Consider the following 25,067-nt stretch of genomic DNA (forward strand, 5'->3'; position numbering starts at 1 on the left):
AGAGATAAAAATGAATAATAAGAATAATACATCATTTAAGTGGGACAGAATATTCGGAGTGGCTTCATTAGCAGCTATATTAATATTTGCCGTAATGTTATATATTGACTGTGGAGCTTCTATAAGGTCAATTATGAATATAGGAAAGACAACATCAGATGAGGTAACTGATGATGGGCTTTTGCAGAACAATGAGGATAATAACAAAGAAAGTAATAATAAGACAATTAACTGGTCGTCTAAGGCAATAGTGTGTATAGATGCTCCTCACGGTGGAAGTGATACAGGACAGTACGACGGAACTAACTATGAAAAGACACAGATGTTATCTTTAGCTGACAGCGTTAAGAATGAGCTTGAAAGTGCTGGCGTTACAGTTGTTATGACAAGAACAACTGATACATCGGTGGATTATACCAAGCGTATAGAGATATGCAATAACGCCAAAGCAGCGGCACTTGTGTCATTTCATAGGGATATTACTGATAAGTCAGGAAGCAGTAAGGGAATAAGTGCGTGGATTCATACCTCTTCCCCATCTAACTCTAAAAGCCTTGCGAGTGATATTATGGAAGAGTTAAATGGAGTAGATGTAAGCTTATCGGGAGTGAATACGGGTACTCCTGATAATAAGAGCAAAGATTATTACCTGAACCAGCACAGCAAAGTAGCGAGCTGTATAATAGAGTTAGGCAATATGTACAGCAGTAAGGATAATAAACTTGTAACAACAGATATAGACAATACAGCTAAGCTTATAGCTGATGGAATTATGAAATACTTAGAACAGGCAGGTTATACGAATGGCAGTAATTAATCAGAAGAACATAAGAAATTTTTGTATTATAGCACATATTGACCACGGCAAGTCAACTCTTGCCGACAGAATTATAGAAAAGACAGGACTCCTTACAAGCAGGGAAATGCAGGAGCAGGTTCTTGATAATATGGATATCGAGAGGGAGAGAGGAATTACAATAAAGTCACAGACAGTAAGAACTGTATACAGGGCCCAGGACGGCGAAGAATATATATTTAATCTTATTGATACTCCAGGTCACGTTGACTTTAACTATGAGGTATCAAGGGCACTTGCGGCTTGTGATGGTGCTGTACTTGTAGTAGATGCGGCACAGGGCATAGAGGCACAGACACTTGCCAATGTATATCTTGCACTTGACCACGACTTAGAGGTATTTCCTGTTATTAATAAGATTGATCTTCCAAGTGCAGAACCAGACAGAGTCAAAGATGAGATTGAGGATATTATTGGAATAGAGGCTCAGGACGCTCCGTTAATTTCAGCGAAAAATGGCATTAATATCGAGGAAGTTCTTGAACAGATAGTAAAGAAAATACCAGCACCTACAGGTGATGCAGCTAATCCTTTATCTGCACTTATATTTGACTCATTATACGATGCATATAAGGGTGTTATTATATTTGTAAGAATAGTAGAGGGTACTGTAAAGAAGGGTACTAAGATAAGAATGATGGCAACCGGAGCAGTAGAAGAAGTAGTTGAGGTAGGTTACTTCGGAGCTGGTCAGTTCATACCTTGCGATGAATTAAGTGCAGGTATGGTTGGATATATTACAGCAAGTATTAAAAATGTTCAGGATACGAGAGTTGGTGATACTGTTACAGATAATGACAGACCTGTATCAGAGCCGCTTCCAGGTTATAAGAAGGTCAACCCTATGGTGTACTGTGGTCTGTATCCAGCAGACGGTGCAAAATATCAGGATCTAAGAGAAGCATTGGAGAAGCTTCAGCTTAATGATGCTTCACTCCAGTTTGAGCCAGAGACATCTATAGCACTTGGCTTTGGTTTCAGATGTGGTTTCTTAGGACTTTTACATCTTGAGATTATACAGGAAAGACTTGAAAGAGAATATAACCTTGACCTTGTAACAACAGCACCGGGTGTTATATATAAAGTCCATAAGACTAATGGTGAAGTTATAGACCTTACTAATCCGTCTAATATGCCTGATCCATCAGAGATAGACTATATGGAAGAACCTATGGTAAGTGCTGAGATTATGGTTACAACCGAATTTGTTGGACCTATTATGAAACTTTGCCAGGAACGCCGTGGTGTATACAACGGTATGGAATATATAGAACAGACAAGAGCACTGCTTAAGTATGACCTTCCGCTTAATGAGATAATATATGACTTCTTTGATGCGTTAAAGTCACGCTCAAGAGGTTACGCTTCATTTGACTATGAAATGAAGGGATATGAGAGGTCTAACCTTGTTAAGCTTGATATTCTTATCAACAAGGAAGAAGTGGATGCACTTTCATTTATTGTATTTGCAGGAAGTGCGGAGGAACGTGGAAGAAAGATGTGCGAGAAGCTTAAGCAGGAAATTCCTAGACAGCAGTTTGAGATTCCTATTCAGGCGGCCATCGGAAGCAGGGTTATAGCAAGGGAAACTGTTAAGGCACTTCGTAAGGATGTACTTGCCAAGTGTTACGGTGGTGATATTTCCCGTAAGAAGAAGCTTCTTGAAAAGCAGAAGGAAGGAAAGAAGAGAATGCGTCAGATTGGTAACGTAGAGATACCACAGAAAGCATTTATGAGTGTATTAAAGTTAGATGAAGAATAATAACGAACTGGGGATATATATACATATCCCCTTTTGTATGCAAAAATGTATATATTGTGATTTCTTATCTGCACCAGCAGATGATAAGACGAAAAGCAGTTATGTTAAAGCTTTAATTAATGAGATAGCATTAAGTGAGGCTGGTCTTGATAAAAATGTAACTTCAATATTTATCGGTGGTGGAACTCCGTCAGCAATAAATGCTGAATATATTAAAGATATATTAGAGGCTGTAAAGCAAAGATATCGTGTTGATGGCAATGCAGAGATAACAATAGAATGTAATCCAGGTACAATAAATAGTGAAAAAGCATACATTTACAGGGAAGCTGGGATTAACAGAATAAGCTTTGGATTGCAGAGCACTGATGATAAAGAGCTTCGTATGCTTGGAAGAATTCATACATTTGAACAGTTTAAGAACAGCCTTGCCATAGCAAGGAATGCAGGCTTTACTAATATCAATATAGACCTTATGTCAGCACTTCCGGGTCAGACCATAGAAAGCTTTACCAGAGTGCTAAAGGAGGCTGTATCACTTAATACAGAGCATATATCTGTATACAGTCTTATAATAGAAGAAGGCACAAGGCTGTATGATAACATAGACAATTATCCGGATATGCCTGATGATGATGACGACAGGAAAATGTATGCACTTACTAAAGAGATATTAGGTCAGGCAGGTTATGAAAGATACGAAATATCCAATTATGCCAAGGCAGGTTATGAATGTAAGCATAATCTTAAATATTGGGATAGAACTGATTATATCGGTTTTGGAATTGGTGCAGCTTCATTATGTAATCATAAAAGGTATACTAACATCAGAGATATTAATAATTATATTAAGGCATTATGTGTGGAATATGCTGATAATAAAGAAAGCAATAAAGAGTGTATTGTGGAAAATATTAAGAATATCCAAGAGACTCTTAAGAATTCTTTAGAAATAAATAATAACTGTCAGGACCTTAAAGAAAATATAGAGGTTCTCACGCTGGAAGATGAGATGGCTGAATATATGTTTCTTGGTTTAAGAAAGTCTGCTGGGATTGATATATGCGATTTTAAAGATATATTTGGAAAAGATATATACAGTGTATATAAAGAGCAGATAAAAGATAATATAGCAAAAGGTCTTTTGTGGCAGAATGGTACAAGAATAGCACTTACAGACAGAGGCATAGATATAAGCAATACTGTTATGTCTGATTTTGTGTAGAAATAAATATGCGTGGTGCTTATCGTCTGGATGGCGGTAAACACCACGCATATTTTATAACTCTGAAAAATTCAGTCAGGTAATTTAATTGACAGTATAGTTATATAATATATTATGCGGTTAATTCCTTAATAAAAGTTCTAGGTGTAATGCCTGTGTAAGCCTTGAATTCCCTCTGGAAATGTGCCTGGTCAGAATATCCGGCATTGGCAATATAATCGCTGTTTTCTTTGTATGGGTCATTTATAATATCAGATATGATTTTCTGAAATCTGATATTCTTGCAGTAATCTTTAGGACCTGCACCATATGCCGATTTGAATAATCTGTTAATGTGCCGTTCAGAGTACCCTGACATTTCGGATAAATCAGATATATGAATATTGCCGGAAGCTTTCTTTATCTCATTAGCCATATGTATGATATTGTCAGGGACAGCTATATATTTCTTGCTGACATTAAGGAAACATATTAAAGCTTCAAGTTGTCCGTCAAAATCTTTGGCTTGGATTAATTCAGATATAAGTCTGTATTCAAAAGACTCTGTGGCAGGTTCGTATTCAAATACCTGATTGGCAATTGAAGCTGGAAGCACGCTGTCATCAACGGATGGTGCAAAATAACAGCCCTTATCCGCAAAACGAATTCCAAAATAATAATCAAAATCTCCAAAAGTATAGTCAAAACGTCTGCTTACTGGTCCAATACAGTAGAAGGAAGAACGGCTGTTATTCTTATTATATCCTATTATCCATTCTGCACTAGAGCATGGAATAAGAGTGGATACTTTCCTACTTGCAGAGCCGGTGGTGTTGTCTATGGCGTATACAAGCATAGTCTGTGGCATGGTTATATATTTGTAATTGATGTGCTGTTTACCATCTGAGCTGTTATATATTGCTGGATTAAATAATAATGGCTGGTGTAAATGGTCTTTCATAAGTACCCTCCTGATTTTATAATTGCATTAATTGGTATTATTATAATATCAGTGTCAAAGTCATTTCACTTCTGATATTATATACATTAAAATAATGTTGATAAGTAGTATAGTTGATTACATTTATAAAATAATAATAAAACAAATATTAAAAAAGTCAATAATATGTCCGATTTTTTCAATACTTATTTGGAAAGATATGTATAATTAAACACATAAATCAAACAGTTGATTGCACAAAGGCGTGTATCCATTATATATGGTTACACGTCTTTTTTTGTTTTATTTAACTATAGGAATAAAGCAGCCGTTTAGTAACAACTGTTATGATACCAGATGAAACCTGATCAACTTCATCAACCACAATAAAAAGTATTTGTCAAGGGTACATAAATAAATATTATGTGCCGGCGCGAACAGGGAGGAAACGAATATGGCAATAGAAGAATTAACAAGCTTGATAAGCGACCAGACATTTGGTATATGGTTTCTTATAGGTGCTGCATTAGTATTCTGGATGCAGGCAGGATTTGCAATGGTTGAGACTGGTTTTACCAGAGCTAAGAACGCAGGTAACATTATTATGAAGAACCTTATGGACTTCTGTATAGGAACAGTAGTATTCATAGTAATAGGTTTCAGTTTATTATTAGGTGAAGATTTATTAGGTTTTATTGGAAAACCTGGATTTGATATTTTTACAGCATATGATAATTTCAATTTTTCAAGTTTCGTATTTAATTTAGTATTCTGTGCAACAACAGCTACTATTGTATCAGGAGCTATGGCAGAGAGAACAAAGTTCCTTTCATATTGTGTATATTCAGGTGTTATATCAGCACTTGTATATCCTATTGAAGCACACTGGATATGGGGCGGCGGCTGGTTAGCACAGTTAGGCTTCCATGATTTCGCAGGTTCCTGCTGTATACATATGGTTGGTGGTATATCAGCTATTATAGGTGCTAAGATATTAGGACCTCGTATTGGTAAATTTGTTAAAGATGAAAATGGTAAGGTAGTTAAGGTTAATGCTTTCCCAGGACATAGTATTCCACTTGGTGCACTTGGTGTATTTATATTATGGTTTGGCTGGTATGGATTTAATGGTGCAGCTTGTACAACAATTGAGGATTTAGGTTCGGTATTCCTTACAACAACAGTTTCACCAGCAATTGCAACGGTAACTTGTATGGTATTTACATGGATTAAGTATGGTAAGCCGGATGTTTCAATGTGTCTTAATGCTTCACTTGCAGGACTTGTAGCTATTACAGCTTCTTGTGATGTAACAGATGCAGCAGGTGCAATAGTAATAGGTATTGTAGCAGGTCTTTTGGTGGTATTTGGTGTATGGCTTCTTGATTATAAGCTTCACATTGATGATCCGGTTGGTGCAGTAGCTGTTCATATGATGAATGGTATATGGGGCACAATCGCAGTTGGTTTATTTGCTACAAGCAAAGCCCCTGGTTATGCAATTGCTATTGAGAGTGGTGCGATTAAGGCAGAAGGTTTATTCTACGGTGGCGGATTTACACAGCTTGGACTTCAGTTATTAGGTTTTGTATCAGTAGCAGCATGGGCTGCTGTATGTATGACAATCGTATTCTTTGTAATCAAGGCAACAATTGGACTTAGAGCTACAGAGGAAGAGGAAATAAAGGGTCTTGATATATGTGAGCACGGACTTACAAGTGCATATGCAGGATTTGAACTTGGTACAGCAGGTATGCCAGATATAACATATGAAGATGTTGTATCAGTTGGTTCAGAAAGTATGGAAAATTCAGTTCCAGCTATGATTAAGACATCTGATATTCCAGATGAGAATAAGATTACTAAGGTAGAAATCCTTATGAAGCAGGAGCGTTTCGAAAAGTTAAAGAAGGCTATGAACGACATCGGAGTAACTGGTATGACAGTTACGCAGGTACTTGGCTGTGGCGCTCAGAAGGGTGCTCCAGAGTATTACCGTGGAGTTCAGATGGAAATGCAGCTTCTTCCTAAGGTACAGGTTGAAATGGTTATTTCCAAAGTTCCTGTAATGGATGTTATCAATGCCGCAAGAAAGGTGCTTTACACAGGTCATATCGGTGATGGTAAGATATTCGTATATGATGTGGAAAATGTAGTAAAGGTTCGTACAGGTGAAACAGGATACGATGCACTTCAGGGCGAAGATGACTAATTCCCAATAAATTTGATTTAATATTACCCATAAAGATGTAGACACATTTTGGATATGACTGCTGTTAAGTGGCAGTGCGATATCAATAAAATGTGTCTGCATCTTTTTTGATTTTACAATTATTATAATATGCGTTAGTATGTCTATAATATATTAAAAGACAAAACGATTAAGTAATGTTTGGTATATTAAGCATTTTGTTAATAATAATGTAATTAAACATAAAAGGCAGGAAAGGAATTAAGATATGGAAAGATATGATATAGCTATAATAGGAACAGGTCCAGCGGGTGTGTCAGCGGCAATAACTGCTAAGATAAGAGGCAGGAAAATACTCCTTATAGGTAATAACAAGATTAGTGATAAAGTGTCAAAGGCACATACAATAAAGAATTATCCTGGTTTTATTGATGTTACAGGTAAGGAACTGTCACAGGCATTTAACAATCACCTTAAAAGTCTTTCAATAGATATAACAGAAGATATGGTGAATGCAGTGTATGCAATGGGAAAATATTTTCATATACAGGGCAAAAAGAATAATTATGAGGCACTTACAGTTATACTTGCAACAGGTGTAGATGTTACAAAGCCATATGCAGGTGAATATGAAAATCTTGGACGTGGTGTAAGCTATTGTGCTACCTGTGATGCCGCTTTATATAAAGAAAGAGAAGCGATAGTTATAGGATTTAATGAGGAGGCTTTAAGCGAAGCAGAGTTTCTTGCACAGACGGCTAAGAAGGTGTATTATATGCCTCTTTATAATAAGGATAAAGATATAAATACATTACAGGCAGGCAAAGATTCATTAAAAGATAATATTGATATTATTAAAGGAAAACCGCTGTCAATTGAGCGTAGGGAGGATAAAATGGTTCTTATTATGGAGGACAGAGAACTTGCGGCAGACGGAATATTTGTATTAAGGGAGTCGATGAAGCCAGCCCAGTTAGTTCCAGGAATTAAGATAGAAGATAACAAAGTAATTACAGATAAAAGTATGGCGTCTAATATAAAAGGTTTATATGCGGCTGGTGATATAACAGGAGTACCTTACCAGTATGTTAAAGCGGCAGGAGAAGGAAATGTGGCGGCACTCTCAGCTGTTGGCTATCTTGCAGCTCTTAACAGGCAGTGAAATAAGGAAAGATATAAAATAAAAAAACTATGTATTACATCAGGATTGGATAAGACTGACCTAAGTCCTGCCAGTTAGTTAAAGTAAGAGATTTTAACTAACTGGAATAGATGATGTAATACATAGTTTTTTGTTCTAATATTAAATACTGATTGATATTATTTTGGGTTCATATTATTGATTGCTGCTCATTAATTATTAATTCCGTGGTGTACATCAGGGCTTGATGTTGTCAAAGGAAGGAATGTGTATCCGTTAGCAAGTCCCCACTGGATTATGCTCTCAACTGCATCAACGCTGAAGCTCTTAATATCGTGCTGTAATACAACGGATACATTATGGCTCTGGATACCATTGATTACATTCTGGTATACCTCACTTGTGCTTGTTGTTCCACCGGCATCGCCGCTTGATACGTTCCAGTCATAGTATTTATAGCCTTGGTCAGTAACATCTTTTGCAAGTTCTGTCATAATTCCTTTGCAGTATTTCTTGCTGACAGAATTAGAACTTCCACCTGGGAAACGTACTAATGTTGGACGGCTTCCAGTCTGCGAATATATAATATCCGACATTTCGTTCAAATCATCAAAATAAGCACCAACACTTGAATAGATCTGCTGGTAATTATGGGAAGCACTGTGTATTGCAACTGTATGTCCTGCAGCGGCTTCCTTCGCAATCATATTCTGATATCCGCTGTTTACATTGGTTACAAAAAATGTAACTTTTATGTTATATTTGGCAAGCACGTCAAGAAGCTGCTGTGTGTAAGCACCAGGACCATCGTCGAATGTAAGGTATACAACCTTTGAACCGGGATTGACAGCGGCAGAGTCAGCCTGCTTTACGGCTTCAACAGTTACAGTTCTGCCAATTGAGTTGGTGTTGCCAAATTTGTCAGTAGCTGTATATGTTAAAGTATAGTCACCAGAACGGTAATTCTTGACTTCACCAGATACTGTTATGCTGTCAGAAATGTCATTGCCGTGGGAATCTGTGGCAGCAGCACCGGTATCTTTGTATTTAGTTCCGGCTTTAATTGTTACATGGCTGTCACCATTGAGTGTGAGTGAAGGAGCAATTCCGTCATTATATTCAACAGTTCTTGTAACAGTTGTCTTATTGCCAGAGGAGTCGCTGACAGTGTAAGTAACGACATTGTCCTTTTCGTGGCGTGTAACCTTATCGGTAATATCACCATCATAATTGTCAGTGGCTGTAAAACCTTCTTCCTTATAAGCTTCACCTGTCTTAGGGTAATATCCCTCAACTGTGTTAAGTTCTATCACGGGAGCAGCTGTATCAACGACTTTAACTTCTCTTGTCTTAGTCGATGAAAGAAAGCCTTTCTTAGCTTTGTAATGTATATGGTATGTTCCGAGTTTAGAGCAGTCTACTTCGCCGCTTATTGATACATCAACAGATTTATTCTTAAAAGAAAGTGTATTATACGAAGCTGAAGCTCCTTCCTCTGTATATGTATCACCATATTCTATTGTTTCGTTCTCTTTTCCATTTACAATGATATTGATGTTAAATAAGGAAAAAAATAAAATTACAAGAAGCAATAGTACAACTACAACAGAAGTAATTACTATTATAAGCTTTTTGTTCTTAAGTTCTTTTGTAATCATAGGTGTTATCTCCTGACTTATTATTCTAACTAGAGCATTATATTCCTTTTTATAGAAAAAATTAACACTTTTTTGAAAAAATATTAAATTTTTAAAAAGATTTTTTTGGGATATATTTTAATAATATAGTAAAAATACTTTTGCATTCTGAATAATCAAATATTACAAAAATAGGTACAATAGATTTTAGATAATGGCTTTACTTTTTTGTCGAATAATACTAATATACATATATAGAGAGATTATTATCTCATATTTCGATTTAGGAGGTTATATAACAATGGCTAGAGAAAAACAGTCAATGGATGGTAATACAGCCGCTGCTCATGTTGCGTATGCATTTACAGAAGTAGCTGGTATCTATCCTATCACTCCTTCCAGCCCAATGGCGGATGTTGTTGACCAGTGGTCAGCAGCAGGAAGAAAGAATATTTTTGGTAACACAGTAAAGGTAACAGAGATGCAGTCTGAAGCAGGTGCTGCTGGTACAGTACATGGTTCACTTGCAGCAGGTGCTCTTACAACAACATTCACAGCTTCACAGGGTCTTTTACTTATGATTCCTAATATGTATAAGATTGCTGCTGAACAGCTTCCTTGTGTATTTGATGTATCAGCTCGTACAGTTGCTACACAGTCACTTAACATTTTCGGTGATCATAGTGATGTTTATGCATGTCGTCAGACAGGTTTTGCTATGCTTGCTGAGACAAACCCACAGGAAGTTATGGACTTAAGCCCAGTTGCACATCTTGCAGCTATTGATGGCAAGGTTCCATTCATCAACTTCTTTGATGGTTTCCGTACATCACACGAGATTCAGAAGATTGAAAAGTGGGATTACGAAGATCTTAAGGAAATGTGCCCAATGGACAAGGTTGAAGAGTTCCGTGCTCATGCACTTAACCCTAACAAGCCAGCTATGCGTGGTTCACATGAAAACGGAGATGTATTCTTCCAGCATCGTGAAGCATGTAACACAGTATATGATGAACTTCCAGAAGTAGTAGAAAAGTACATGAAGAAGGTTAACGAGAAGCTTGGTACTAACTACGACTTATTTAACTACTATGGTGCACCTGATGCAGACAGAGTTATCGTAGCTATGGGTTCTATCAACGACGTTGCAGAAGAAGTTATTGATTACTTAACAGCTAAGGGTGAGAAGGTTGGTCTTGTTAAAGTAAGACTTTACCGTCCATGGTCATCTAAGGCACTCTTAAAGGTTCTTCCTAAGACAGCTAAGAAGGTTGCTGTTCTTGACAGAACTAAGGAACCAGGATCACTTGGTGAGCCACTTTACCTTGATGTTGCTACAACACTTCGTGAAGCAGGTCTTAACGATATCACATTAGTTGGTGGACGTTATGGTTTAGGTTCAAAGGATACTCCTCCTTCATCAGTATTCGCTGTATATAAGGAATTAGAGAAGGATGAGCCAAAGAACAGATTCACAATCGGTATTGTTGATGATGTTACTAACCTTTCACTTCCAGAGGTTAAGCCAGCTCCTATTACTTCAGCTCCTGGTACAGTAGAATGTAAGTTCTGGGGTCTTGGTGGTGATGGTACAGTAGGTGCTAACAAGAACTCTACTAAGATCATCGGTGACCATACAGATAAGTATATTCAGGCATACTTCCAGTATGACTCTAAGAAGACAGGTGGTATTACAATCAGCCACTTAAGATTTGGTGATAACCCAATCAGAAGTCCATACTATATCAATCAGGCTGACTTCGTAGCATGTCATAATCCTTCATATGTTGTTAAGGGTTATAAGATGGTTCAGGATGTTAAGCCAGGCGGAATCTTTATGATTAACTGCCAGTGGTCAGATGAAGAACTTAATCAGCATATGCCAGCAGAAGCTAAGCAGTATATTGCTAAGAATAATATCCAGCTTTACACAATCAACGCTATTGATAAAGCTATTGAAATCGGTATGGGTAAGAGAACTAACACAATCTTACAGTCAGCATTCTTCAAGCTTGCTAACGTAATGCCTATTGATGAAGCTGTTGAATATATGAAGGCAGCTGCTAAGAAGTCATACAGCAAGAAGGGTGATGCAGTAGTTGAGATGAACTATAAGGCTATCGATGCAGGTGTTGATGCAGTACATAAGGTAGAAGTACCAGCAGACTGGGCAACAGCAGTTGATGATAAGAAGCCAGTTGAAAGAACAGGACGTCCTGCTACAGTTAAGATGGTTAACGAACTTCTTGATCCTATCGGAAAGATGGATGGTGACAGCCTTCCAGTATCTGCATTTAAGGATATTGCAGATGGTCAGTTTGAGACAGGTGCTTCAGCATACGAGAAGAGAGGAACAGCCGTTATGGTTCCTGAGTGGGATCCAGCAAGCTGTGTTCAGTGTAACAGCTGTGCATTCGTATGTTCACATGCTACTATCAGACCATTCATTCTTGATGCTAAGGAACAGGCAGAAGCTCCTTCACAGATTAAGCTTGCTGATTCTAAGCATGCAACAGACACAACAATGAAGTACACAATGTCAGTATCTCCATTAGATTGTATGGGATGTGGCGAATGTGTTACTGTATGTCCTAAGGCTGGAGAAGCTCTTAAGATGGTTCCACAGGAATCACAGGCAGAAGAGCAGCCAGTATTCGATTATCTTGTAGCTAACGTAGGTAAGAAGGATATTAAGCCAGCATTAGTAAATACACCAATCGGTTCTCAGTATAACCAGCCACTCCTTGAGTTCTCAGGAAGCTGTGCAGGTTGTGCAGAAACATCTTATGCTAGATTAATTACACAGTTATTTGGTGAGCAGATGTATATTTCTAACGCTACAGGTTGTTCTTCAATCTGGGGTGGTCCAGCTGCAACATCACCATATACAGTAAACAAGGATACATTAAAGGGACCAGCATGGGCTAACTCATTATTCGAGGATAACGCAGAACATGGTTTTGGTATGTATCTTGGACAGAAGGTTCTTCGTGACCAGGCTATTGCCAAGATCGAAGAAATGGCTGCATCTGATAAGGCAACAGACAGCTTTAAGGCAGCAGCAGCTAAGTACCTTGAGACAAAGAATGATACTAAGGCAAACACACCAGCTACAGAAGCTCTTATTGCAGAACTTGAAAAGGCAGCAGCAGATGGATGCCCAACAGCTCCAGAAGTACTTGCTAAGAAGGATTACCTTGCTAAGAAATCTGTATGGATCTTCGGTGGTGATGGTTGGGCTTACGATATCGGTTTCGGTGGTCTTGACCATGTACTTGCTTCAGGTGAGAATGTAAATGTTATGGTATTCGATACAGAAATGTATTCTAATACAGGTGGACAGGCTTCTAAGGCTTCTAACATCGGTGAAGTTTGCCAGTTCGCTGCAGCTGGTAAGGAAATCGGCAAGAAGTCACTTGCTGAAATCGCTATGAGCTATGGCTATGTATATGTAGCACAGATTGCTCTTGGTGCTAACCCAGCACAGGCATTAAAGGCTATCGAAGAAGCTGAAAGCTACAACGGACCATCATTAATCATTGGTTATGCTCCTTGCGAACTTCACGGTATCGCTAAGGGTGGTATGAACCACTGCCAGGATGAAATGAAGAAGGCTGTTAAGGCTGGATATTGGAATCTCTTCTCATTCAACCCTGCATTAAAGGCTGAAGGAAAGAATCCATTCACATTAACATCTAAGGAAGGCGATGGCTCATATCAGGATTTCCTTAACAATGAGGCACGTTATACACGTCTTGTTAAGCCATTCCCAGAAAGAGCAGAAAGACTCTTTGCTAAGTCTGAGGAAGTTGCTAATGAGAGATATCAGCATTTACTCAAGCTTGTTGATTTATACAAGTAATTGTAAATTAAATACCTGAGTAATTATCTTTACAGATAATTATCCGGATATTATGGTTATGAACCCCTTAACATATAATTTAATTGTTAAGGGGTTCTTTTTTAAACAAAAGATTGGAGGCTTGTATGAGTGAAAAAGGTGCATTAAAAAACAAAAAAATAGAAGTAATAGCATTGGTAATCCTTGCGGCTTTTATAGTTGCACTTGGATTCCTTGTATACAGGTATAATAAGAATAAAGATTTCATATACGAGAAACATTTACAGGAAAATGTTATAACAATTAATAGTGAGAACATAACTTTGAAAGATTTCTCTTATTATGTGTATGTTGTGGAAAAGAAGATAAATGAGATGGCGTTACAGTATAATCCTGATGATGCTAATGAATTTTGGAATACACATTTTAAGAATTCACTTGACAGTGTGTTTACAAGGGATTATGCTAAACAACTGGCGATAGATTTATGTGAGTATGATTATATAATGGAATATGAGTCAACAGTATATAATCTATATCTGACAGATAGTGATAAGCAATCGTGCAAATCAAATGCACACGATACCTATGAAGATATGTCTGAAAAAGCTCATAATAATACTAAGCTGACAGAAGACGATATATATAACATCTTGTGTCGAAAGAAGCTTGTTGAGAAATATGTAACAAGAGCTGCACAGAAGGTACAGGAAGAAGGCTTTGAGGGCGACAGTTCGTTGTTTAATTATGATGGCGATTTCTACAAAGAAAAGATTAAGATTAAATATGATGTTACTGAGAATCACAAGCTGCTGGATAAAATAACAATGGGCAGAGTGACGGTTAATTAGAACGGAACACTTTAGCGGACAAGGAGAAAGACAATGACAAAGGATATGACAAAGGGTTCACCCCTTAGATTAATTCTTGGATTTGCATTTCCAATGCTTCTTGGAATGCTTTTTCAGCAATTTTATAATCTTGTTGACACAATGATAGTTGGTAAAACGCTTGGTGTGTCAGCACTGGCTGGTGTTGGCGCAACAAGCTCTATCAATTTTATGATTATTGGTTTTTGTATGGGTATATGCAGTGGTTTTGCTATTCCGGTTGCACAGCAGTTTGGTGCAGGGAAATACAGTGAACTTAGAAAATATGTATTTAATGGGTATGTATGCAGTGCAGTATTTGCTGTTGTTATGACGATATTGTCAGTTGTATTCTGTGCTCCGATATTAAGACTGCTCAACACGCCGGATGATATATTTATGCATGCTTATAATTATATTGTGATTATATTTGCAGGTATTCCAACAGTATTTTTATATAATATTGTGTCAGGTATAATTCGTTCGCTTGGTGACAGCAAGACGCCTGTATATTTTCTTGTGTTGTCATCAGTCATAAATATAGCTTTGGATTTCATACTTATATTATATGTAAAGATGGGTGTTGCAGGAGCAGGCGTTGCAACTGTTGTATCACAGCTTATAGCAGGAGTTGGCTGTACAATATATATGTACAAGAAGTTTGACATACTTAAGGGCACTAAGCAGGAAAAAGTGATAAGTAAAAAACATATAAGCAACCTGTGCTTCATAGGGGTTCCTATGGGGCTTCAGTATTCGATAACAGCAATAGGAAGTACAATACTTCAGGCGGCAGTAAATGGACTTGGTTCATCATATGTAGCGGCTATGACAGCTGGTTCTAAGATGTTTAACTTTACCTGCTGTCCATTTGATGCACTTGGTTCTACAATGGCAACATATGGAGGACAGAATGTTGGTGCTGGAAAGATAGACAGACTCGGAAAGGGCATAAAAGCTGCAATGTTAATTGGTGCAGTATACAGTGTTGTTGCACTTGTGGTGTTATATTTCTCGGCTGATTATATTGCACTCCTGTTCGTTGATGCAGGAGAAACTGCAATTATAGAATTGACAAGAAGATTTATAATGGCATCAGCATTGTTCTATATCCCGCTTACAGGTGTTAATGTATACAGATTCTGTATACAGGGAATGGGCTTTTCGGTATTTGCTATATTAGCAGGTGTATTTGAAATGCTTGCAAGAACACTTGTTGCAATACTTTTAATTCCACATATTGGTTTTAATGGTGCGTGTCTTGCCAATCCTGCGGCGTGGATAGCAGCTGATTTATTCTTGATTCCGGCATTTATACACTGTTGTAATAAGCTTAAGAGATATGAATAAAATCACGGTAACAGGGCAATCTTAATGTTATAGTTATCTGTTCAGGGCTGGTGGTGATGTTACATCACAGCACTGTGAGGTAATGTTAGCTGGTTGAGATTGTTTGAAAGGATGCCTATAATGAGTGATTTTAGCTGTAATGTTAAAGAGAATATTAAAAGGTTGGAAACCAGTCTTAACGTAGAACGTAATTTTGATATACTTCAGAGAGAAGTAATAATTGCGGGGCGTAAGGCTGGCTTCTTTTTTATAGATGGATTTGTTCGGGAAGATATGGCTGAGAAGCTTATGCAGTTCTTTTATTCGTTGAAAGAATCGGACATAACAAGTCTTGATATATTTCTGGAGAAAGGTATGCCTTATACAGAGGTTACAAGGAGTGGAAATGTTGATTATGTTATAACACAGTTTCTGTCAGGTGTATCTATTATGACGATAGACGGTTTTGATGAATGTCTGTTAATAGATTGCAGAACGTATCCTATGCGTTCAGTATCAGAGCCGTGGAAAGACAGGGTGTTAAGAGGTTCAAGGGATGGTTTTGTGGAAACACTTGTATCTAATGCGGCACTTTTAAGAAGAAGGATACGTGACCCAAGATTCTCTATGGAATTATATGGAGTTGGCAGACGTTCACGTTCAGATGTTGCGATATGTTATATATCTGACTCTGTTGACCAGAGTGTTCTTAATAGAATGAGAAAGCTTATACAATCAATAGATGTTGATGCACTCACTATGAATATAGAAAGCCTTGCAGAATGTATGTTCACACATAAATGGATTAACCCATTTCCGAAGTTTAAATACTCAGAACGCCCAGATACTGCAACAGCGGCAATACTTGACGGGAATATTGTAATTATGGTAGACAATTCTCCCGCAGTTATGATAATTCCTGCATCTATCTTTGATATTATAGAGGAAGCAGATGATTTTAACTTTTCACCAATGATTGGCTCATATCTTAGAATTACAAGATTTTTCTTCTCTATTGTAACGTGGATATTAACTCCGTTATGGCTGCTTTTTGTAAACAATCCTGACTGGGTTCCTGAATTTATGAAATTCGTGCTTATAACAGATGATATAACCGTGCCTGTGCTTTTACAGCTCCTTATACTTGAGCTTGCAGTTGACGGTCTTAAGCTTGCGGCAGTCAATACACCTACTATGTTATCGACACCTTTAAGCATTGTAGCAGGTATTGTTGTTGGTGAATATGCAGTTAGTTCAGGCTGGTTTAATCCTGAGGCACTTCTTTATATGGCGGTTGTAACAGTAGGAACTTATGGACAGACAAACTTTGAAATGGGTTATGCATTTAAGTTCTTAAGGGTGCTTACTCTTATACTCACACAGATATTTAATCTTGGTGGATTTATTGCAGGAGTTGTAATATCTGTGCTTATGATAGCGTTTAACAGGACTATAACGGGGAAGAGTTATATATATCCGCTTATTCCCTGGGATGGGAAAATGCTTAAGAGGAAGGTACTCAGGGTCAGACTGCCGCATAGTTATAAGTAGAGAAAAGATATATTGTTCTTGCAATTTTGCTAAAAATTTATATAATAGATATTGACAAAAGCTATGTATGATTTATTTGAAAGAATTGCCGTTTAATTGTATTTTATATTAGGATATTATATTGTTTGAATTAAATGAAATGTAGAATGTGAGATATCTGATTTAATAAGGTTTTGTGGTGATTAAGATATGGTTATATTATAATATGTTATAAAACATTTGTTGTTGTATAGTTTTAGGCTTATGAAATATGAGTGTTGACATTTATTTGTAGTTGTTATACTATAATAATGTTATTACCATTCAAAATAACATAGCAGGTTAAAATAAATTTTTAAACTAAATGATTACAGTTGCGTATGGCAACTAAACTAAGAAGTCTGAAAAGTAACATTTTTGGACTTTTTTTTTATCTGCAAATAAAAATAAAAATAATGTTGTTGTATATGGATTGAAATATTGAATATATGATATAAAAGGAGTATCATTACAATTGATAAACAGATAATGGTTAAGGATAAATATTGTAATTATGATGTTACATACAAAATATTTAGCAAAACTAATATGTAAACTCTAAATGAGTAAATACAGAAAATGAGGAAAATAAAAAGTAATATAATAATACAGGAGGAAAGAAATTATGTATAACATAGGGTTAGATATAGGAACTGGTTCTGTCGGCTGGTGTTTAACAGATGAGAATGGGTATTTGCTAAAAGTAAATAGGAAAGGTAATAATGGCAACACATATAGAAATAGTGCTTGGGGAGTAAGATTGTTTGAGTCGGCAGATACAGCGGCTGATTGCAGGATTAAAAGAAGTACAAGAAGACGTTATAATAGAAGACGGACGAGAATTATAGAATTAAGAAAGATAATGTCAGATATGATAATGCCGATTGATCCGAATTTCTATGCAAGGTTAGATGAGGCATTTTTGTGGAATGAAGATAAAAGTGATAAAGCTAAAGCACCATTTTTATTATTTAATGATAAGGAATATAACGATAAAAAATATTATGAAGATTTCAAAACTATATATCATTTAAGAAAATATTTGATAAACACCACTAATAAGGTTGATGCAAGGCTAATATATCTTGCATTGCATCATATGATGAAATATAGAGGACATTTTCTGTATGAAGGACAGACATTCGAATCAATAGATAATGTAGAAGATGTATTTGTTGAGTTGAATAATCTGGTTAATGCATATATAAAAGAATGTGAAGATAAAGACGGCAATGAATATAATGATGTATATAGAGAAATAAAAAAGTGTCTGGCTGATAATGAGATAAAAAATAAAGATAAAAAAGAACTTATAGCAGCTATGTTTATGAGGGCAGACTACAGTAAAAAGTATTCTAAAGAAGTTGCAGTGGCAATTCTGGGCTATGAGTTTAATGTTGGAATTATAGTAGGTGAAAATGAATTAACAGGTGAAGATAATAAACCACTTAAAACTAAGTTTTCAGATGCCAATTATGAAGAGCAGGAAGAAAATATAAGCTCTGTACTTGGTGAAAAGTATTCTATAATTGAAGCTCTTAAAAAGATATATTCATGGAAGGTGCTTCATGGCATATTAGGTGACAATACATATATCTCATCAGCAATGGTTGCTAAATATAATATACATAAACAGCAGTTGTCAGAATTAAAGCAATTATTTCATAAATATGCAAGTCAGGACGAATATAGTGATTTCTTTCATAAAGAAAAGGATAAAAGCGGCAATTATATTGTGAATTATGCTAATTATATTAAAGGAATAAAGAGACTAACTAATAAAGATAATAAGAATTATAGTGCAAAGCAACAGCTATATATAAGCATAAGGAAAATATTAGATGATAGGGCTTTAAAAGATGAAACTTATCAGAAAATATTAAAAGAGATGGAAGAAGAGACATTTCTTGAAAAAATAAATAATGTTGATAACTCAGCAATACCATATCAGTTAAATTTAATGGAAATGGATAAGATATTAACACAACAGGGAGTATATTATAAAGAATTAAAGGATAATAAAGAACAGTTACTTAAAATGCTCACATCCAAAATTCCTTATTATGTAGGGCCACTTAATAATCATAATAAAGGCAACCGTAATTTTGCGTGGATGACTAGAAAAACTGGAAAAGAAAGTGAAAAGCTGTATCCCTGGAATGTCAAGGGAGTTGTTGATATAGATGTTACAGCAGAAGATTTTATTACGAGAATGACTAATTATTGTACATATCTTCCTAATGAGAAAGTGCTTCCAAAAGAGTCGTTGTTATATCAGAAATATATGTTATTAGAGGAATTATCGCAGATAAAAATAGATGACAATAAGCTTAGTAAAGAAGACAGAAAAGCTATAATAAATGATTTATTTATTGGTGAAAGAAGGGCTAAAGTAAGCGATAAAAATTTTAAAGAGTATCTTAATAAAATTAATTATGTCAAGATTAATGACAAAGGATATGATGTTACAGGATATCAGAGTGATGATGGATTCGCTTGTGCATTAAGCAGTTATAATAAGTTCAGACGTGTATTAGGATATGTAGATGAACGAAATGAAAAGATGATAGAAGATATAATATACTGGCTTACCGTATTTGAGGATAAAGATATAGTTAAAAGAAAGATAAATAAACAATATCCGGATAGATTGACAGATGAACAATTGAAGAAAATATTAAAACTCAAGTTCAAAGGCTGGGGCAGATTTTCGAGAAAATTTCTTGCAGGTATAAAAGGTGATATGGGAACAACTATCATAGATATGCTAGAAGATGCAGATGATAGATTTTTATATTGTAATTATTGTCCTAATTTGATGCAGATTATTAATAAAGATGAGAAGATAAAGCAGATAATAGATGATAACCGACCAAGATATGATGGAACAGAAGATTTGTTAGATGTTATACAGGATATGCATACATCACCAGCTAACAGGCGTGGTATATGGCAGACAATGAAGGCAATCGAAGAGATAATTGAATATATGGGTGAAAAACCACAGCAGATATATATTGAATTTGCAAGGGAAGATGACCCTAAGGCTAAGAATAAAAGAGCTGACTCAAGAAAAAGAGCTATTGATAAGGCACTTAAGAAATTAAAAGAGGATGTGGTTGATGAGTATAATGAAAAAGTATATAAGGAATTAAAACAATATGAGAAACGTTTAGATGAAGAAAAGGTGTATCTTTACTTTATGCAGAATGGGAAATCTTTGTATACAGGTAAAGAGTTAAATCTTAATGAGCCAGAAAATCTTGAGATAGACCATATAATTCCATATTCATTATCTGATGATGATAGTCTGGATAATAAGGCATTGGTATTAAAGAAAGAAAATCAGAATAAAGGCAATAAGATAGTAAAAGAAGCATTTACACAATCATTTTCTGATAGTGAGATGATGGATTACTGGAAGAACCTGAAAAAAGCTGGATTAATATCAGAAAAGAAATATAATAATCTTCAGAAAAATAATGTTGATGACATACTTACGAAAGGATTTATTAACCGACAGCTTGTCGAAACAAGGCAGATCGTAAAGTCAGTAGCCAATCTTATACTCGATTATTATAATGAACAGATTGACGTAATAGAAGTAAAGGCTAGTCTAAGCACAAGTGTCAGGAAAATGCTTACATATGAGAAAAAAGATAATAATGGATTCTGGATAGAAAATAAAGATAATTGTATGTTTTATAAAAACAGGGATATGAATGATTATCATCACGCACACGATGCATATCTTGCTAATATCATAGGATTGTATATACAGAAGAATTATCCACGTTTGCAGAAAGAGCTTAATTATTCCCAGTATAGAAGAATATGGCGTAAATATTATGAAAATACAAAGAACAATAATGGAGTAAACTGGTTTGCAACGCTTGGTAAATTCAGCAGTAATAATGAGGAAGCAGACTGGTATGGTCAAGATATTATAGCCTATATGAGAAAAATATTCTGTTATAGAGATGTTCTTATATCTAAAAAGGTAGAAGAAAATACGGGAGCATTTTATAGTGAAACTAAATATCCAAGAGAGGATAAAGCAGGCAGCAAGCTTGTACCTTTAAAACAGGGCAATAATATGCGTGGTGCCAATAATCTTAAAGAACTTGATACAAGAAAGTATGGAGGATATAAAGGTGGTGAAAAAGCTTATTTTGTACTTGTAAAATATTGTATCGAAAAGGCACTGAAGAAGAGTGTTAAAAAAGAGTATCATATGGAATTCGTTGAAATACCTGTATATATTGCAAGAGGTATTAAAAACAATGATATTAATCTTTATGATTATGTGTGTGACATTTTAAATGAAGCTAATAAAAATAGTGTTGCAGATGTTGAAATATTACGAAATAAAGTTCCTAAATATCAGATGATAATAGGAGAAAATGGAGAGGAATATTATCTTGTTAGTGCAACAGAGGTGATTAATTCAAAACAATTTGTGCTTGGCGGAGCTAATCAGCAATATAACAGACTGTTGAATTATATTAAATATGGTAAAAATGATAAATGGCAGTATATTCAGACAGAGTTATTAGATGAGCAGTTGATAGGACTATATAATTTGCTTATAGCTAAAATTAAAGATGAATACAAAGGCTTTTCTAAAGAAGCGGTTAGGATACAGGAAAATAATTCATTCGATAAACTTGATGTAAAGGATAAGAAAGAATTTATAGCAGAGATGATTAAGCTTGTTCAGCCAGACTCCGACTATCCATATTTAGGAAAGTATGCAACAGGATTGTCCAATAGAATGGGCCGAAAGACTGGAGAAAAAGTTGGTAAAAAGATTACGCTTGTAGATAAGTCAGTTACGGGTTTATACGAGAGGAGAACAACATTTGAGCTGGAGGACGATAGTAGTACAAAGTCATGTTAAATTAAGTTATAAGAATGGTTATATGATATCAAGAGGTGAAGATGTCAGGATGGTACACCTGAGTGAAATTAATACTGTTATAATTGATTCTACTCAGGTATCATTGACATCATATCTTCTATGTGAGCTGGTTAAAAGAAAAATAAAAGTTATATTCTGTGATGAAAAAAGAAATCCATGCAGTGAATTAATGTCATATTATGGAGCTTATAACTCTAGTAAAAAAATACGTAAGCAGATTCAATGGGATATGGAGTATGCCAAGGAAATATGGACATATATTGTGAAACAGAAAATATTAAATCAGGCAGAAATGCTTTCTAAATATGGATTTGAAGCTAATATTAAATTAATGAAGTATGCAGAAGAAATAGAGCCATTTGATATGACAAACAGGGAAGCACACGCAGCTAAAGTGTATTTTAATAGTCTGTTTGGCAAAGAATTTTCAAGAGATGATGTCAATTCAATTAATGCGGCACTAAATTATGGTTATGGAATTCTATTATCAAATTTTAATAAAGAGTTACAAATGCTATTCAGATATATCTTGACAAAATGTTTAATGCGATAGAACAGAAAAGTTTTATTGCATCAATGATATATCAATTTGAATGATTAGTAGATTTATGAGAGTAATGGTGTTTTTTGATTTGCCCACAATAATAGATAAAAACAGACACGACTATAGAAAATTCCGGCAGTTTCTTGTTCAGGAAGGATTTATTATGATGCAGGAATCTGTGTATACAAAGCTTGTTCTAAACGGAACTATGGTTAATCTTATGAAGAATAAGATAAGAAAGAATAAACCACAGGAAGGTTTGGTAGAAATGCTTGTTATAACTGAAAAGCAGTTTAGTGGAATTGAATATGTGTCAGGTGGTGAACAGGAAAATATTGTTGATGGAGAGGAAAGGCTGATTATTATATGATAATGAAGATATTTTCGCTGGAAAATGATATAATATTTAAAGAAGAATATATTAATGTACTTCAAATTCAGGATAAAAAATTATTTACTAATGTCATAAACAGTCTTAATGATAATATCAACAATATTGAGGATACTAAAGAACGAATAATTATATTAGATAATGACATAGAGATTAAGATTGAAAAAGAAGTGCTGATGATTATTGATGTATTTAATATTGATTTTAATCAAAAGAAAATACAGAGTGCTTTGTATAATAAAATAGAAAAAATATACAAGCAGGAATTTGAAAGGATGTCAGAGTTCCAGACCATTTTTCAAAAATTACAGCTAAATGTATTAGATGTATTCAATGAATTTCCGTTTGAATTCAATTATAAGGAAAGTATCGGGATACAAGAGTATTTGAAATTATTAGGGCTTAAGATATCAAATAATAAAGGGAAAATAATAGATACGGTATTTTCATTGATAGATGTTGTTGAATATCTTTCTGTCGCTAAATTATTAGTATTTGTTAATCTAAAATTATATCCGAGTGATGATGAATTAAATGAGATATACAAATATGCTATGTACAAAAAGGTTAATAAACTGCTTATAGAAACAGGCGAAGAAAAAGAACCGCTTGAAAATGAAAAAATATTGTATATTGATAGTGATTATGATGAAATTGTGTTGTATAATAAATAAAAATGTTACTATTCAAAATACGGGTGTGTCGCTAGCACCTGAAAAACTCTATTTGATGTTTTAGGAGTATGTTATTTTGAATGGTAACAAAACAGGGAGACGGAAAACCTTGTAATAACAATAGTTTTAGGAGTATGTTATTTTGAATGGTAACAAAACGTTAGACATCAACTCATCAATTCAGAAGAAGTTTTAGGAGTATGTTATTTTGAATGGTAACAAAACTTACTGATGCCGCTGCCACGCCGCCGATCGGTTTTAGGAGTATGTTATTTTGAATGGTAACAAAACCTTCCTTGCGTCGTTTAGTGCGCGTATGCCGTTTTAGGAGTATGTTATTTTGAATGGTAACAAAACCATAAGCAAGTCTTTGTATGGCTTACATATGTTTTAGGAGTATGTTATTTTGAATGGTAACAAAACAATGAGAAACTGGCAGTCGCACATTGCTTAGTTTTAGAAGTATGTTATTTTGAATGGTAACAAAACTAATAGATGACTATGATAATATAGCAGCTAGTTTTAGAAGTATGTTATTTTGAATGGTAACAAAACGTGAGGTATGAAAATGGCTTGTGAATATTGGTTTTAGAAGTATGTTATTTTGAATGGTAACAAAACGCGTATCTTGCCAATGTATAACAGAGGATAGTTTTAGAAGTATGTTATTTTGAATGGTAACAAAACCCTTGTCATAATTCACACCTAAGAGAAAGGTTTTAGGAGTGTGTTATTTTGAATGGTAACAAAACTATGCAGTCTGTCATACATAACGAGATGAAGTTTTAGGAGTGTGTTATTTTGAATGGTAACAAAACATTATAACCTGCTTGGAAATACAGCAGTAAGTTTTAGGAGTATGTTATTTTGAATGGTAAAAAGCAATTGTTTTATAAATGTAGGGGAGTGGTTGTATGATACAGGAAGAGGCGATTATATTAGCAAGACAAGCAGAAAGAGAAATGATGCAAAACAGGGAAATTAAAGTTAGATGTCCCAAATGTGGAACAATGCCTAGAATTACAAATACACTTAGAGGTGAGAGGTTTGTTGTAAGCTGCGACTGCGGATATATTTATAACTGTGAGATTTATTAATCATAGTTACAGATAAGAGTATGGAATATAAGTAAATAAGTTTATATAATTTTTCTAATTAATTCCGCTTTTATTAATGGTAATTCCCGATAAATGTGATA

Annotated in this window: 16 protein-coding genes and 1 CRISPR repeat array; of the genes, 14 read left to right on the forward strand and 2 right to left on the reverse strand. The window is 35.1% G+C overall.

Annotated elements, in window-relative coordinates:
- Positions 1-10 precede the first annotated feature (10 nt).
- From WMO14_RS00165 to hemW, 3 genes are read left to right on the forward strand one after another with little or no spacing between them, the layout of a single operon-like run.
- Positions 11-817, forward strand: a complete 807-nt coding sequence (locus tag WMO14_RS00165) for an N-acetylmuramoyl-L-alanine amidase family protein (RefSeq protein WP_022501385.1) — start codon at positions 11-13, stop codon at positions 815-817.
- Positions 804-2,618, forward strand: a complete 1,815-nt coding sequence (lepA, locus tag WMO14_RS00170) for a translation elongation factor 4 (RefSeq protein WP_022501384.1) — start codon at positions 804-806, stop codon at positions 2,616-2,618. The genes WMO14_RS00165 and lepA overlap by 14 nt, the downstream gene beginning before the upstream one ends.
- Complete coding sequence (hemW, locus tag WMO14_RS00175) at positions 2,608-3,843, forward strand: radical SAM family heme chaperone HemW (RefSeq protein ID WP_349153073.1); 1,236 nt, start codon at positions 2,608-2,610, stop codon at positions 3,841-3,843. The genes lepA and hemW overlap by 11 nt, the downstream gene beginning before the upstream one ends.
- Positions 3,844-3,955: 112 nt before the next feature.
- Here hemW and WMO14_RS00180 read toward each other — a convergent pair whose 3' ends face one another.
- Entirely contained in the window at positions 3,956-4,783 is an 828-nt protein-coding gene (locus tag WMO14_RS00180; RefSeq protein WP_349153074.1) for a helix-turn-helix domain-containing protein, read from the reverse strand.
- Positions 4,784-5,216: 433 nt separating this feature from the next.
- Here WMO14_RS00180 and WMO14_RS00185 point away from each other — a divergent pair, with 433 nt between their 5' ends.
- Together WMO14_RS00185 and WMO14_RS00190 are read left to right on the forward strand one after the other, a co-directional pair.
- Positions 5,217-6,974 carry an ammonium transporter gene (locus WMO14_RS00185; RefSeq protein WP_022501381.1) on the forward strand — a complete coding sequence of 586 codons (1,758 nt, stop codon included), beginning with the start codon at positions 5,217-5,219 and terminating at the stop codon, positions 6,972-6,974.
- A gap of 247 nt (positions 6,975-7,221) precedes the next feature.
- The gene (locus tag WMO14_RS00190; RefSeq protein ID WP_349153075.1) at positions 7,222-8,115 is read left to right on the forward strand and encodes an NAD(P)/FAD-dependent oxidoreductase; all 894 of its coding nucleotides are present in this window, start codon (positions 7,222-7,224) and stop codon (positions 8,113-8,115) included.
- A gap of 191 nt (positions 8,116-8,306) precedes the next feature.
- Here the strand turns inward: WMO14_RS00190 and WMO14_RS00195 are convergent, their stop codons facing one another.
- Entirely contained in the window at positions 8,307-9,752 is a 1,446-nt protein-coding gene (locus tag WMO14_RS00195) for an immunoglobulin-like domain-containing protein (RefSeq protein ID WP_349153076.1), read from the reverse strand.
- Positions 9,753-10,032: 280 nt separating this feature from the next.
- Between WMO14_RS00195 and nifJ the strand changes: the two genes are divergently transcribed.
- The 9 genes from nifJ to WMO14_RS00240 all read left to right on the forward strand — a co-directional run bounded on the left by nifJ (position 10,033) and on the right by WMO14_RS00240 (position 24,966).
- Positions 10,033-13,593, forward strand: a complete 3,561-nt coding sequence (gene nifJ, locus WMO14_RS00200) for a pyruvate:ferredoxin (flavodoxin) oxidoreductase (RefSeq protein WP_022501378.1) — start codon at positions 10,033-10,035, stop codon at positions 13,591-13,593.
- A gap of 125 nt (positions 13,594-13,718) precedes the next feature.
- Complete coding sequence (locus WMO14_RS00205) at positions 13,719-14,423, forward strand: hypothetical protein (RefSeq protein WP_022501377.1); 705 nt, start codon at positions 13,719-13,721, stop codon at positions 14,421-14,423.
- 33 nt (positions 14,424-14,456) lie between these two features.
- Positions 14,457-15,791 carry an MATE family efflux transporter gene (locus tag WMO14_RS00210; RefSeq protein WP_022501376.1) on the forward strand — a complete coding sequence of 445 codons (1,335 nt, stop codon included), beginning with the start codon at positions 14,457-14,459 and terminating at the stop codon, positions 15,789-15,791.
- A 120-nt stretch (positions 15,792-15,911) separates the two neighbouring features.
- Positions 15,912-17,321: a spore germination protein gene (locus WMO14_RS00215; RefSeq protein ID WP_022501375.1), complete on the forward strand. Its 1,410-nt coding sequence runs from the start codon at positions 15,912-15,914 to the stop codon at positions 17,319-17,321.
- Between the two features lie 643 nt (positions 17,322-17,964).
- Positions 17,965-22,239, forward strand: a complete 4,275-nt coding sequence (gene cas9, locus WMO14_RS00220) for a type II CRISPR RNA-guided endonuclease Cas9 (protein WP_349153077.1) — start codon at positions 17,965-17,967, stop codon at positions 22,237-22,239.
- Positions 22,202-22,813, forward strand: a complete 612-nt coding sequence (gene cas1, locus WMO14_RS00225) for a type II CRISPR-associated endonuclease Cas1 (RefSeq protein ID WP_349153078.1) — start codon at positions 22,202-22,204, stop codon at positions 22,811-22,813. Before cas9 ends, cas1 begins: the two co-directional genes overlap by 38 nt.
- Positions 22,814-22,877: 64 nt before the next feature.
- Complete coding sequence (gene cas2 / locus WMO14_RS00230; RefSeq protein ID WP_349153202.1) at positions 22,878-23,174, forward strand: CRISPR-associated endonuclease Cas2; 297 nt, start codon at positions 22,878-22,880, stop codon at positions 23,172-23,174.
- Complete coding sequence (gene csn2, locus WMO14_RS00235; RefSeq protein WP_349153079.1) at positions 23,171-23,869, forward strand: type II-A CRISPR-associated protein Csn2; 699 nt, start codon at positions 23,171-23,173, stop codon at positions 23,867-23,869. The genes cas2 and csn2 overlap by 4 nt, the downstream gene beginning before the upstream one ends.
- 57 nt (positions 23,870-23,926) lie before the next feature.
- Positions 23,927-24,753: a CRISPR direct-repeat array (repeat unit 36 nt; unit sequence GTTTTAGGAGTATGTTATTTTGAATGGTAACAAAAC).
- 30 nt (positions 24,754-24,783) lie between these two features.
- Positions 24,784-24,966, forward strand: a complete 183-nt coding sequence (locus WMO14_RS00240) for a hypothetical protein (RefSeq protein WP_022502752.1) — start codon at positions 24,784-24,786, stop codon at positions 24,964-24,966.
- Positions 24,967-25,067 lie beyond the last annotated feature (101 nt).

The sequence above is a fragment of the Lachnospira rogosae (ex Hitch et al. 2025) genome, from assembly GCF_040096455.1.
Classification (GTDB): Bacteria; Bacillota; Clostridia; order Lachnospirales; family Lachnospiraceae; genus Lachnospira; species Lachnospira rogosae.

Excerpts from the sequence above, each read along its gene's own strand:
- WMO14_RS00165 (WP_022501385.1), top strand. The coding sequence starts at position 11 with ATGAATAATAAGAATAATACATCATTTAAGTGGGACAGAATATTCGGA.
- lepA (WP_022501384.1), top strand. The coding sequence starts at position 804 with ATGGCAGTAATTAATCAGAAGAACATAAGAAATTTTTGTATTATAGCA.
- hemW (WP_349153073.1), top strand. The coding sequence starts at position 2,608 with ATGAAGAATAATAACGAACTGGGGATATATATACATATCCCCTTTTGT.
- WMO14_RS00180 (WP_349153074.1), bottom strand. The coding sequence starts at position 4,783 with ATGAAAGACCATTTACACCAGCCATTATTATTTAATCCAGCAATATAT.
- WMO14_RS00185 (WP_022501381.1), top strand. The coding sequence starts at position 5,217 with ATGGCAATAGAAGAATTAACAAGCTTGATAAGCGACCAGACATTTGGT.
- WMO14_RS00190 (WP_349153075.1), top strand. The coding sequence starts at position 7,222 with ATGGAAAGATATGATATAGCTATAATAGGAACAGGTCCAGCGGGTGTG.
- WMO14_RS00195 (WP_349153076.1), bottom strand. The coding sequence starts at position 9,752 with ATGATTACAAAAGAACTTAAGAACAAAAAGCTTATAATAGTAATTACT.
- nifJ (WP_022501378.1), top strand. The coding sequence starts at position 10,033 with ATGGCTAGAGAAAAACAGTCAATGGATGGTAATACAGCCGCTGCTCAT.
- WMO14_RS00205 (WP_022501377.1), top strand. The coding sequence starts at position 13,719 with ATGAGTGAAAAAGGTGCATTAAAAAACAAAAAAATAGAAGTAATAGCA.
- WMO14_RS00210 (WP_022501376.1), top strand. The coding sequence starts at position 14,457 with ATGACAAAGGATATGACAAAGGGTTCACCCCTTAGATTAATTCTTGGA.
- WMO14_RS00215 (WP_022501375.1), top strand. The coding sequence starts at position 15,912 with ATGAGTGATTTTAGCTGTAATGTTAAAGAGAATATTAAAAGGTTGGAA.
- cas9 (WP_349153077.1), top strand. The coding sequence starts at position 17,965 with ATGTATAACATAGGGTTAGATATAGGAACTGGTTCTGTCGGCTGGTGT.
- cas2 (WP_349153202.1), top strand. The coding sequence starts at position 22,878 with ATGGTGTTTTTTGATTTGCCCACAATAATAGATAAAAACAGACACGAC.
- csn2 (WP_349153079.1), top strand. The coding sequence starts at position 23,171 with ATGATAATGAAGATATTTTCGCTGGAAAATGATATAATATTTAAAGAA.
- WMO14_RS00240 (WP_022502752.1), top strand. The coding sequence starts at position 24,784 with ATGATACAGGAAGAGGCGATTATATTAGCAAGACAAGCAGAAAGAGAA.